We start from the raw sequence: 11,654 nt of genomic DNA, 5'->3' as shown, positions 1-11,654 counted from the left end.
CGCCGTCATCGCTTCTTCTTCACCGGCGGATTGATTTCGTCGATCTTGCGACTGCAATCCGCTTCCGAATCGTGCGGGCCCGAGACAAAGGTCCCGCTGACCTTGATCGCGTACCAGCCCGACTCGACGCCGAGCCGGAGCGCTTCTTCTGTCTTGACGTGTCGTGGGGAGAGAGCTTGCATCTGGTGCTTTCGGTTGGCGTTCGATCTCATGATCGAATCGCGGTGAAACCTTCAGAGGTCCGCGGCACGCGCTGCCGCGTCCAACTCACCCGCTGGAGCGGGCAATCTGCGCAACGACCGCTGTTGCGACGTCGCGATGAGTCGGCTCCGCCGGTGCGAGGAAATGAGGCGCTTCACGTCGCGCGAATAGTCGTGGCGCTGCATAGCGCAGAGACGACAGGTCTTTCCGACATTATCGGCACCGTGCGCGCAATCGCCGCAATTAGCTATCGTTTTCTCGCCCGCGCCGCGCTTTTGAGGCGCCAAATGCCGTGCGCGATCGAATAAGCCGTCGAAGCCTTGTGATCGGCGGCTTCGTAGCCATGTTGGGAGCTTAGCCAAGGGAAAATCGTATGAAGCTCCGCGTCGGATTTGAGATGCTGTACGAATTCCCGCAGCCCACGCCTATGATCATGGTGTTGGGCACGCACTTTACGCGCGCCTCCGATGTCATCGTGCCCGACCTGGTGACCACCAGACCCTCGGTGCCGATCACTCCCTATCGCGACCTCTTCGGCAATTGGTGCAGCCGTATCGTGGCGCCGGCCGGCGCCTTTCGCCTTGCCGGCGACGGCGTCGTGAGCGACAGCGGCCTGCCCGACCCGGTGTTCCCGAAAGCGGCTCAGCACGCCGTCGAGGCGCTGCCGGCCGACACGCTCGTCTATCTGCTCGGCAGCCGCTACTGCGAGACCGATCGCCTGTCGGATATCGCATGGAAACTGTTCGAGCACACCCAGCCGGGCTGGGCGCGGGTCCAGGCCATCTGCGATTTCGTTCATCGTCACATCGCTTTCGGCTATGAGCACGCGCGCGCAACCAAGACGGCGCGGGAGGCCTACGACGAAGGCAAGGGTGTGTGCCGCGACTATGCTCACCTTGCTATCACGTTCTGCCGCTGCATGAACATCCCGGCGCGCTACTGCACCGGCTATCTCAGCGACATCGGCACGCCGAAGCCCTGGGCTGTGGGAGATTTCGCCGGCTGGTTCGAGGCTTATCTCGGAGGAAGCTGGCACATGTTCGATCCCCGCAACAACACGCCGCGGATCGGCCGCGTGCTGATCGCACAAGGACGCGATGCCGCGGACGTCCCGATCACCCAGACCTTCGGTCCGAATAAGCTGGTCAATTTCAAGGTATGGACCGACGAGGTTGCCTGATGACAGACAACAGCGTTGCGCTCAGCGCCGATGAATTTGCGTCGTTGGCCGAGATCGGCAAGGGCAAGGCGCAAGGCGAAATTCCGCAAGCGCATGGCGAGCGGCTGACCAACCTGGGTTATGCGATCAGGCGCCTCGGTGAACTCGAACTGACCTCATCAGGCGAGCGCCGGCTGGCAACGGGCGAATAGCTCGCTGCCGTTGCGTCCGGCTCGCTGTTACGCCACCGGCACCACGATCCGCCGATAAAGATGCCAGGTCGCGTGCCCGAGCACGGGCAGCGCCACCACCAGCCCCAGAAAATACGGCAGCGCGGAGACGATCAGGACCATCACAATCACCGCGGCCCAGCCAATCATCGGCAGCGGGCTGGCCACGACCGCGCGCACGCTCGTCACCATCGCCGTGACGAAATCGACCTCGCGGTCGAGCAGTAGCGGAAACGACACCACGGTCAGTGAAAACAGGATCAGCGACAGCACCGCGCCGACCGCGTTGCCGATGCCGAGGAACAGCAAGCCCTCATTCGTGGTCAGCACCACCGTCATGAATTCCTGTAGGCTCGAGAACGAGGCATGCAGGCCAAGCAACAGCGCGATCAGAAGCCGCACCTGATACATCCAGACCACGAACACGAACAGCGTGACGAAGGCCATCCAGCCGATCTCGCTGCGCGCGCGCACGGCCGACCAGATCGCGCCGAGCGAGATGGCCTCGCCGCGCTCGCGACGGCGGCTGACTTCATAGAGCCCGATCGCCACGAATGGCCCGAGCAGCGCGAAGCCGGCGGCCAGCGGATAGACCAGATAGACCATGCCGAACGCGGTGAAGCACAGCATGATGGCAATGCCGCCGGCGGCGTAGAGCGCACCGAAGCAGAGGCCGTACAGCGGCAGCGCCTGGAAATCACGCAGGCCCTCGACCAGCGCCTCGGCGATGTCGGTCGCCGCGACGGGACGCACCACCGGATCGACCTTGCCCGAAATGGACATCAGCTTCCTCCTCGTTGGCCGGCGCGATCTCCGTCGCGCGCGGATTGGCCTCGATCTTAGCGTCCCCGCGGCCGGTCCGCACGCGCGAGTTGACGGCCGGACGACGGTATCCCGAAGCCGCCGGCGCAGACCCGGGGAAACCACCGCGCCGTCAGCGTCGCTTCGTTCGGGAAGCTCATCCGTGCTGCACGCGGCTCGAAATCTTTCCCCGTCGGAGACTTTTTCGGCCCGATGCCTATGGACTGAGCTGAGGGTGGTGCCGCAAATTGGGTCCTTGAACGAGCGCGCGATGACCCGAATGGACCGTCCCACCGATGAGCTTGCGTACCCGGCTACTGATACTCGTCATCGCGGCCATGCTGGTGCCGGCGAGCCTCGTCGGGCTGCGTTTCGTGCAGAACCGGAGCAGTGAAATCAACGCCGCCCTGGCCAATCTGGCGGCTTCGGCCGACGACATTGCCAGCGATCTGGGCGAGAAGATTCAGGGCACTGCGCAGCTTCACTACGGTCTGGCCCGTGCGCGCGACCTCGACACGCGCGACAAGGCGGCGTGCTCGGCGTTTCTGTCCGATGTGCGCGAGGAATACCCTCAGTTCACGGGAATCCTGACTATCGACCCGGACGGCAGTCTGTTCTGCGACTCGCTGCGGACCAACCGCACCCTCGACCTGAGGGATCGCGCCTATTTCAAGCAGGCCCTGGTCTCGCGCAACGTCGTGGTTGAGCCGGTATTCGGCCGGCTGACCGGAATATCGGTGCTCCAGATCGCATATCCGGTGCGATCGGAGGCGGGCGCGCTGAAGCTGGTGCTGCTTGCCTCGTTCAACCTGCGCAAATTCGCCGAGTATCACCACAAGCGGCTGCTCGCCGAGAAGGATATCCTGCTCATCGACGCCAAGGGCACCGTTCTCGTCGCCCCCTCGACAGCCGGCTGGAGCGCGCCCGTGGGCGCGTCGATTGCGGGATCCGACCTGCTCCGCTTCGCGACGGCTCCCGATCAAGATGCATATCAAGAAGTGACCGATCGCGACGGCCGCACGCAGGTCTGGGCCGTCGCCCACTCGCCTTCGATCCGTGATGCCGGCCTCCATATCCTGGTCGGACGGTCCAAGGACGGATTGGTCGCGGCGGCGAATCGCCGGCTCTACGAGGACATGGCGATCCTCGCGGTGGCCTTGCTGCTGCTGCTGGCCGGCGTATGGATCCTCGCAACCGTGAGCGTCGGGCGCCAGGTCGGGCGGCTCGCCAACATGGCGAAGAGGCTCGGGCTCGGCGATCTCAGCGCGCGAATTCCCCCTCCCCATCCGCGCGGCGAACTGGGCGGATTGATGACCCTGCTCAATGGCACCGCCGAGTCGCTCGAGCAGCAACGCGCGGCCATCGCGGACCTCAACCAGAAGCTCAGCCAATCCCAGAAAATGGAGGCCATGGGCCAGCTCACCGGCGGCGTGGCACATGACTTCAACAACCTCCTCACCGTCATTCTCGGCAATTCGGAGCACCTTGCCGACAGGCTGGCGGGAAACACGGAGTTGCACCGGATCGCCGGCGACATCGCAACAGCGGCCGAGCGCGGCTCCGACCTGACGCGGAGCCTGCTCGCCTTCGCGCGCAAGCAACCCCTGAGACCGCGGGACATCGACATTAGCGAGAAGATTCAGGAGATGGAGCAGTTGTTGCGTCGGCCGCTGGGCGAGCACATCGAATGCGCCTTCGCGCTCGAACCGGATGTGGGGTTGACCAGCGTCGATCCCGGCCAGCTGACGACGGCACTGCTCAATCTCGTGCTCAACGCGCGCGATGTCATGCCGTTGGGCGGTAGGCTGACCATCGAGGCGCGCAACGCTTCGCTCGGTGAGTCCGACCTTGACGTCAACGGCGAGCCGCGACCGGGCGACTATGTCATGGTGGCCGTGACCGACACCGGCAGCGGCATGACCGCCGAGGTGGCAAGCCGGGCGTTCGAGCCGTTCTTCACCACCAAGGAGGTCGGCAAGGGGACGGGGCTCGGCCTGAGCATGGTCTACGGGTTTGTGCGGCAGTCCGGCGGATTGGTGCAGATGCAGTCCGCGCCGAGACAAGGCAGCACCGTCAGGCTGTTCTTTCCCCGCCTGGCAACGCCGCCGAACGAGACCCCCTCACCCGCCGAAGGGATCGTCACGCGCGAAGCAAGCGAGACCATTCTCGTCGTCGAGGACAACGACATGGTTCGGACCTATGTCGAAAGCGAGCTGAAGACGCTCGGCTACCGCGTCATCACGGCGGCGAGCGGCCCGGAGGCGCTCGACTTGTTGCGCCAGCCCGGGGACATCGACCTGCTGTTCACCGACGTCGTGATGCCCGGCGGCATGTTCGGGCCGGAGCTAGCCAGGCAAGCGATCCAGCTGCGGCCCGGGCTCAAGGTGCTCTTCACTTCCGGCTACAGCCAAAATCCGGTCAAGGCGCCCGACGGGATCGGCGATGCCCGCATCCTGACCAAGCCGTTCCGGCGGCGAGACCTCGCCGCGATGCTGCGATCCGCGCTGTCGAAGCCGTCGCGGTAGTCAGGAGCGCGACGCGAGGAGAAGCGCCGCACCCAGATTGGCCACGAACAAGACCGCGTCGATGACGAAGATCCTGAGCATCGGGCCCTTCAACACGGGCCAGTAAGCCACCCCGACGCGTCCTCCGCGCAGCAGGACCGGAAGGTTGTAGGCGAACTGGCTGAAATGGCAGGCGGCAAAGAACAGGAACAGCGCAGCTGCGCTTCGACCGGCTGGAAGAAAACCGGACGGGCTGCCAGAAGATAGAGCGACAGAAGGCCGATCGGCAGATTGATGCCGCCGAGGAATGCCACGCTGGCCGACAATGTCGGCGCGATCGGATTGGCGCGCTCTTCCCGCGGCACGAGAATCTTCAGCGTGTTGGCTTGCGCAATGCTGAACTGGATGAAGGCGCCGCCGAACCAGAACGCGTTGAGGAGCAGGACGATATCCGAAAGACGCATGGCGGAGCCCTCCCTTGGCTCGTCGGCCAGGAAAGTGACAAAGCCCGCTCCTCATGTCAACCATGTTGACTTCAAGAATTGTCAATTGGTGTCGGCGATCGCCTCCATGACGCCCATCCACGCAGCCGCACCTGTCGCTCCGACGCGATCGAACGCCTCGCGCAGCACCTTGCGCTCGTGGTCCGATGCACGCTGCTCGATGCGCTGCCCCGCGGCGGTCAGGCGCAGCAGCTTCGAGCGATGCTGCTCGGGCGAGCGTTTCGAGGTCAGGAGCTTGCGCTCCAGCAACAAATTGAGCGGCCGGTTCAGGGCCTGCTTGGAAATGCCGAGGATCTCGATCAGCGAGCCGATCGCGATATCGGGCCGGCGCGCCACCACGTAGAGAATGCGATGGTGCGGGCGCGACAGTCCCTGCTTGGCGAGATACGCATCGGCTTCGAGTGTCATCCCGCGCCAGCCGTAATACATGAGCTCCAGCGCCGCATCGAGATCGTGCAGCTTCGCAAGTGAGGCGCGGTGAAGCCCCGCGGCTTGAGACGTCTTTGCCATTGCAGGAAGCTACCCCCTCGTCCGCAGTTCGCGCCGCAGCACCTTTCCGGTGGCGGTCATCGGCAGTGTCTCCGCGAACTCCACGAAGCGCGGGTATTCGTGGGCGGCGAGTTGCACCTTGACGAATTCCTGGATCTCGCGCGCGAGTGCGTCGCCGGCGGCAAAGCCCGGGCGCAGCACGATCCAGGCCTTGATCGATTCGGTGCGGATCGGATCGGGAATGCCGACCACCGCCGCCATCGCCACCGCCGGATGCTTCATCAGCGTGTGCTCGATCTCGGACGGGCCGACGCGATAGCCGGCGGTGGTGATGACGTCGTCCTCGCGGCTGACGTACCAGAAGTAACCGTCCTCGTCCTGCACGCCGAGATCGCCGGTGAGCAGGAACTCGCCGGCATATTTCTTCGCCGTGGCGTCCGGATTGCGCCAATATTCGAGCATCGTGCAAGGACAGGGCTGGCGCACGCCGATGATGCCGCGCTGGCCACGCGGCTGCTCCTCGCCTCTGTCGTTGACGATGCGAACGTCGAAACCCGGCGTCGCCTTGCCCATCGAACCGGGGCGGATCGGAAACAGATTCGCGTTGCTGCCGATCACGAGATTGCATTCGGTCTGGCCAAACACCTCATGCGCGTCGATGCCGAAAGTCTCGTGCACCCAGCCGAGCATCTCGCCGCCGAGGGACTCGCCGCCGGTAAAGATGCTGCGCAGCCTGACGCCCGGATGCGTCACCCTGGCCTGTCGCATCAGCTTCAGCGCGGTCGGCGGCAGGAAGACATTGCGCACGCCGAGATCGGCCATCATCTGCATCGCCGCCTGCGGCTCGAACTTTCGCGCGCGGTGACCGACCAGGGGAATGCCGTGATACCAGAACGCGAACAGGCCGTTGATGAGGCCGCCGATCCAGGCCCAGTCCGCCGGCGTCCACATCAGATCGCCGGGGCGCGGCAGGAAGTTGTGGCACATCTCGACATTGGGGAGATGTCCGAGCACGACGCGATGCGCATGCAGTGCGCCCTTCGGATTGCCTGTCGTGCCCGAGGTGTAGATGATCAGCGCGGGATCGTCCGGAGACGTGTCCACCAGCGTGAAGTCGGGCGATGCAGCCTTGACCGAATTCCAGAACGATGTCGTGCCCGCCGGCGTTCGTTCGCCAACGATGTAGACATTCTTCAGCTCCGGCAGGCGGTCGCGAATCTTCGAAAGCTTCTCCCAGCCACCCTCGTCGGTGACGATCGCCTTGGCCTGCGAGTTCGACAGACGGAATTCCAGCGCGTCTTCGCCGAACAATGCGAACAGCGGAATGGAGATCATCGCCGAACGGAACGCCGCCATGTGTGCGATCGGCAGCTCCAGCGACTGCGACAGGAACACCGCGACGCGGTCGCCGCGGGCAAGACCATCCGCCTTCAGCACATTGGCGAAGCGGCGCGACATCTCCGCGACCTCGTCGAAGGATGTGCGCGTGATGGCGCCGTTCTCGTCGACATAGACCAGCGCCAGCCGGCCAGTGCCGTCAGCATGGCGATCGCAGCAGGCCTCCGCCATGTTGAAGCGCGCCGGGATCTCCCAGCGGAAATTGCCATAGAGTTCGTCGTAGGTGCTGGCTTCGGTGAGCATGGTCGTTTCCCGGCGGCGTCGTCATGGCCGGGCGTGTCCCGGCCATCCACGTTCTTGTTTGACCTCAGTTTAAGGACGTGGATGCCCGGGACAAGCCCGGGCATGACGCAGATTGCGTTTCAGCGCACCGTCGCGAAGAACTTGCGGACATCGCGCACGAACAGCTCCGGCTGCTCGAATGCGGCGAAATGCCCGCCCTTCTCCATCTCGCTCCAATGCGTGATGTTGTGGAAGTTCGGCTCCATCCAGCGCCGCACCGGCGTGATGATCTCCTTGGGGAAGACAGCGACGCCCGTCGGCACCTTGACGACCGGCGTGGTCCGGCGCTTGCCAAAGCTTTCCCAATAGAGGCGCGCGGACGAGGTCGCCGTCTCCGTCGCCCAGTAGAGCATGACGTTGTCGAGCAGCTCGTCCTTGGTGAAGATGTTTTCGGGATGACCGTTGCAATCGGTCCAGGCCCAGAATTTTTCCAGAATCCAGGCCGCCTGCCCGCTCGGTGAATCCGTCAAGCCGTAGCCGAGTGTCTGCGGCCGCGTCGATTGCTGCTTCGAATAGCCGGAATCGAGGTCGACGTAATGCTTGAGGCCGGCGAGCGCGCGCTTCTCTTCCGGCGTCGGTTCGCCCTCGACCTTCGGTGCTGCGTTGAAGGCGAGCGTAATGTGGATGCCGGCGCAATGCTCGGCGTCCTGCATGCCGAGCGAGGTCGTTACCGCCGAGCCCCAGTCGCCGCCCTGCGCGCCATACCTGATATAACCGAGTCGGTCCATCAGCCTGGCCCAGGTCGCGGCGATACGATCGACGCCCCAGCCGGTGGTGTTCGGCTTGCCGGAGAACCCAAAACCCGGCAGCGACGGACAGACGACGTGGAAGGCATCGGCAGGATCGCCGCCGTGCGCGGCAGGATCGACCAGCGGCGCGATCACCTTCTGGAATTCGACGATCGAGCCGGGCCAGCCATGGGTGATGATCAGCGGCAGCGCCGACGGATGCTTGGAGCGCACATGCAGGAAGTGGATGTCGAGCCCGTCGATCTCGGTGGTGAACTGCTCGAAGCGATTGAGTTTTGCTTCGCGCGCGCGCCAGTCGTAGCCATCAGCCCAGTAGGTGCAGATCTCCTGGATCGATGCCAGCGGCGCACCTTGGCTCCAGTCGGAGACGAGCTCCGCCTCCGGCCAGCGCGTGCGAGCAAGGCGCGACTTGAGGTCGGTGAGGATATCGTCGCTGATGGCGATGCGAAACGGTTTGATGGCGGTCATCGGAGAGGCCCTGCTCATCGGAGGTTCTCGTCATGGCCGGGCTCGTCCCGGTCATCCACGTTCTTTCTCTTCATTCTGAAGAACGTGGATGCCCGGCACAAGGCCGGGCACGACGGGATGATAGTCTGTCAGCTCTTGGCAAATCTTTCGGCGCGGCCGTCTAGCCCGTCAGAGCAGCCTTCACCAAACCGGAAGCCTTGCCGAAATCCATCTGGCCGGCGTACTTCGTCTTCAGCACGGCGATCACCTTGCCCATGTCCTTCATGCCGGCGGCGCCGGTCTCGGCGATCGCGTCCGAGATCGCCTTCTTGACGTCGTCGTCCGACATCTGCTTCGGCAGATACGCAGAGATCACCGCGATCTCCTCGCGCTCCTGCGCGGCGAGCTCGGCACGGCCGCCCTTCTCGTAGAGCTCCACCGACTCCTGGCGCTGCTTGATCATCTTCTGAAACACGCCTAGCAGATCCGCGTCCGTGAGCGGCGGCTTGCCACTGCCGCGCGCCTCGATGTCGGCGTTCTTGATGGTCGAGTTGACCATGCGCAGCGTGGACAGCTTGCGCTCTTCCTTGGCCTTCATGGCCTGCTTGACCGCATTGTTGATGTCGTCGCGCAGCATGGTCGTGCTCCCCTAGAATATCCGACGCCTGATCTAGGCCGTTCGCGGCCCTGAGACAACCGGGGTTCCCAGCCATTCGACCAACGCCCGCACCGTCGCCGCGGGCTGCTCCGGCTGCGGCAGATGTCCGCAATTCTCCAAAACGACGAGCCTTGCGCCGGCAACGCCCTCCGCCATCTCCTTCGAGAATGCGTTGGGAATCGTATTGTCCGCATCGCCCGTCAGCACCAGCGTCGGGCATTTGATCGTCGCAAGCGTCGGCCGTGAATCCACCCGCGCGATGATCGCGGTCTGCTGTCGCAGATAGCCCTCGACGCCGACGTCATCGCCCTGCTCGTGTACGAGCTGGCGAATGCCGGCATCGTCGCGGCGCGAGGGATGCACCAGTTCGGGAAACATCTCCTCGCGCGCCGCACGGAGCTCGCCGCGCCGGGCCCGCTCCATCAGACCGCGGCGACGCGCGGTCGCCTCCGCCGTGTCGGGCCGGGCCTGGGTGTTGATCAGCGCCAGCTTTGCCACCCGCTCGGGCGCCTGGCGCATGATCTCGAGCGCGATGTAGCCACCCATGGAATGGCCGGCGAGCGCGAAGCGCGGCGGCGCCTCGCTCAGCACCCGCCGCGCAATCGCCGCCATGTTGTCGTCGCGAATATGGTTGGCGACCATCACCGCGCCGAACCGCCAGAGCGCCGGGATGACCGGCGCGTAGATCCGGGCCGAGGAGGCTAATCCCGGAACCAGCAGAATCGGCGTCGTCTGGTCCATTATTGCCTCCCAAGCCCCGGAATTTGCCGGAAATTATGCCACCGAGCTTAGGGGCCCAAGGCGACCTGTCAAATATGCAAAAACGCATGTGAATCGGCGCATCTCCGCTTTGACGTCGGCGCCCGCGGAGACTATGAACCGGGCTCATGACACAACATGACAACGATCCTGCCTGGCCGGACCACAAACCGACCGCGCTGTTGGTGCTTGCCGATGGCACGGTGCTGGAAGGCTTTGGCCTCGGCGCCGAAGGACAAGCCGTCGGCGAGGTCTGCTTCAACACCGCCATGACCGGCTATGAGGAGATCCTCACCGATCCCTCCTATGCCGGCCAGCTCATCACCTTCACGTTCCCGCATATCGGCAATGTCGGCACCAACGACGACGACATCGAGACGGTGAACATGGCCGCAACGCCCGGCGCGCGCGGCGTGATCCTGCGCACCGCGATCACCGATCCCTCGAACTACCGCGCCACCAAGCATCTCGACCAGTGGCTGAAGGCCCGCGGCATCATCGGCCTCTCGGGCATCGACACCCGCGCACTGACCGCGCTGATCCGCAACAAGGGCATGCCCAATGCCGTGATCGCGCACGCCAAAGACGGCGAGTTCGACCTGCACGGTCTGAAGGAAGAAGCGCGCGAATGGCCGGGGCTCGAAGGCATGGACCTCGTGCCGATGGTCACTTCCGGCCAGCGCTTCACGTGGGACGAGACGCCGTGGCTGTGGGACAAGGGCTTTGGCCGTCAGGACAAGCCTGAGTTCAACGTCGTCGCCATCGATTACGGCATCAAGCGCAACATTTTGCGCCTGCTCGCCGGCGTCGGCTGCAAGGTGACGGTGGTGCCGGCAACGACGTCGTCTGAAGATATTCTGGCGATGAAGCCAGACGGCGTGTTCCTGTCGAACGGTCCCGGCGATCCGGCCGCGACCGGCAAATATGCCGTGCCTGTGATCCAGGACGTGATCAAGTCGGGCACGCCGACATTCGGAATCTGTCTCGGCCATCAGATGCTCGGCCTCGCGGTCGGCGCCAAGACGAAGAAGATGCACCAGGGCCATCACGGCGCCAATCATCCCGTCAAGGACGAGACCACCGGCAAGGTCGAGATCACCTCGATGAACCACGGCTTTGCAGTGGACGAGAGCACCCTTCCGACCGGCGCGACGCAGACCCACATCTCGCTGTTCGACGGCTCGAATTGCGGCATCCAGCTCGACGGCAAGCCGGTGTTCTCGGTGCAGTACCACCCCGAGGCCTCGCCGGGTCCGCGCGACTCGCACTATCTGTTCCAGCGTTTTGCGGACCTGATGCGGCAGAAGAAGAGCGCGTAAATCGCGCGCTCTCCTGCAACTGCTTTGACGACATCGAGCCCGGGCCTTCTCCCGGGCTTTTGTTGTTCCGGGGCGCAGCGCCAACCCGCACTGACAGCGCACGAGGAACGCCGCTTAGCTCCCTTCGTTGATCCCTACTACGCTCACGCAGGAGC

At 64.3% G+C, this 11,654-nt stretch carries 12 protein-coding genes and 1 pseudogene; 5 read left to right on the top strand and 8 right to left on the bottom strand.

Features of this window, described 5'->3' with window-relative positions:
- Positions 1–5 precede the first annotated feature (5 nt).
- Positions 6–182 carry a hypothetical protein gene (locus AC0L27_RS10770; RefSeq protein ID WP_245286329.1) on the bottom strand — a complete coding sequence of 59 codons (177 nt, stop codon included), beginning with the start codon at positions 180–182 and terminating at the stop codon, positions 6–8.
- Between AC0L27_RS10770 and AC0L27_RS10765 the strand changes: the two genes are divergently transcribed.
- The 3 genes from AC0L27_RS10765 (at position 177) to AC0L27_RS10755 (ending at position 1,572) form a co-directional block, all read left to right on the top strand.
- Positions 177–509 carry a hypothetical protein gene (locus AC0L27_RS10765; protein WP_275173574.1) on the top strand — a complete coding sequence of 111 codons (333 nt, stop codon included), beginning with the start codon at positions 177–179 and terminating at the stop codon, positions 507–509. The two genes, AC0L27_RS10770 and AC0L27_RS10765, sit on opposite strands and share 6 nt — an antisense overlap.
- 65 nt (positions 510–574) lie before the next feature.
- Entirely contained in the window at positions 575–1,381 is an 807-nt protein-coding gene (locus AC0L27_RS10760) for a transglutaminase-like domain-containing protein (protein WP_354061705.1), read from the top strand.
- On the top strand, positions 1,381–1,572 hold the full coding sequence (locus AC0L27_RS10755) for a hypothetical protein (protein ID WP_354208102.1): 192 nt from the start codon (positions 1,381–1,383) through the stop codon (positions 1,570–1,572). The genes AC0L27_RS10760 and AC0L27_RS10755 overlap by 1 nt, the downstream gene beginning before the upstream one ends.
- Positions 1,573–1,599: 27 nt before the next feature.
- Here AC0L27_RS10755 and AC0L27_RS10750 read toward each other — a convergent pair whose 3' ends face one another.
- Positions 1,600–2,373 (bottom strand): DUF2189 domain-containing protein, encoded by a 774-nt coding sequence (locus AC0L27_RS10750; protein WP_354208104.1) that lies wholly within the window; start codon positions 2,371–2,373, stop codon positions 1,600–1,602.
- Between the two features lie 314 nt (positions 2,374–2,687).
- Here AC0L27_RS10750 and AC0L27_RS10745 point away from each other — a divergent pair, with 314 nt between their 5' ends.
- Entirely contained in the window at positions 2,688–4,916 is a 2,229-nt protein-coding gene (locus AC0L27_RS10745) for an ATP-binding protein (protein ID WP_354208106.1), read from the top strand.
- Here AC0L27_RS10745 and AC0L27_RS10740 read toward each other — a convergent pair.
- The 6 genes and pseudogenes from AC0L27_RS10740 to AC0L27_RS10715 form a co-directional block, all read right to left on the bottom strand.
- Positions 4,917–5,359 (bottom strand): annotated as a pseudogene (locus AC0L27_RS10740) (hypothetical protein). It lies immediately after the preceding gene.
- An 81-nt stretch (positions 5,360–5,440) separates the two neighbouring features.
- Complete coding sequence (locus AC0L27_RS10735; RefSeq protein WP_354208110.1) at positions 5,441–5,908, bottom strand: MarR family winged helix-turn-helix transcriptional regulator; 468 nt, start codon at positions 5,906–5,908, stop codon at positions 5,441–5,443.
- A gap of 9 nt (positions 5,909–5,917) precedes the next feature.
- Entirely contained in the window at positions 5,918–7,528 is a 1,611-nt protein-coding gene (locus tag AC0L27_RS10730; RefSeq protein WP_354208112.1) for an acyl-CoA synthetase, read from the bottom strand.
- A gap of 119 nt (positions 7,529–7,647) precedes the next feature.
- Positions 7,648–8,784 (bottom strand): epoxide hydrolase family protein, encoded by a 1,137-nt coding sequence (locus AC0L27_RS10725; RefSeq protein ID WP_473318943.1) that lies wholly within the window; start codon positions 8,782–8,784, stop codon positions 7,648–7,650.
- Between the two features lie 160 nt (positions 8,785–8,944).
- Complete coding sequence (locus tag AC0L27_RS10720) at positions 8,945–9,400, bottom strand: GatB/YqeY domain-containing protein (protein ID WP_354208114.1); 456 nt, start codon at positions 9,398–9,400, stop codon at positions 8,945–8,947.
- A 33-nt stretch (positions 9,401–9,433) separates the two neighbouring features.
- Positions 9,434–10,162 carry an alpha/beta fold hydrolase gene (locus AC0L27_RS10715; RefSeq protein ID WP_354208116.1) on the bottom strand — a complete coding sequence of 243 codons (729 nt, stop codon included), beginning with the start codon at positions 10,160–10,162 and terminating at the stop codon, positions 9,434–9,436.
- Between the two features lie 146 nt (positions 10,163–10,308).
- Between AC0L27_RS10715 and carA the strand changes: the two genes are divergently transcribed.
- Positions 10,309–11,499 (top strand): glutamine-hydrolyzing carbamoyl-phosphate synthase small subunit, encoded by a 1,191-nt coding sequence (gene carA / locus AC0L27_RS10710; RefSeq protein WP_354208118.1) that lies wholly within the window; start codon positions 10,309–10,311, stop codon positions 11,497–11,499.
- Positions 11,500–11,654 lie beyond the last annotated feature (155 nt).

It is taken from the genome of Bradyrhizobium sp. Ken51, assembly GCF_055807435.1.
Note: the sequence above shows the minus strand (reverse complement) of the source record. Positions and strands in the feature narration are given on the sequence as shown.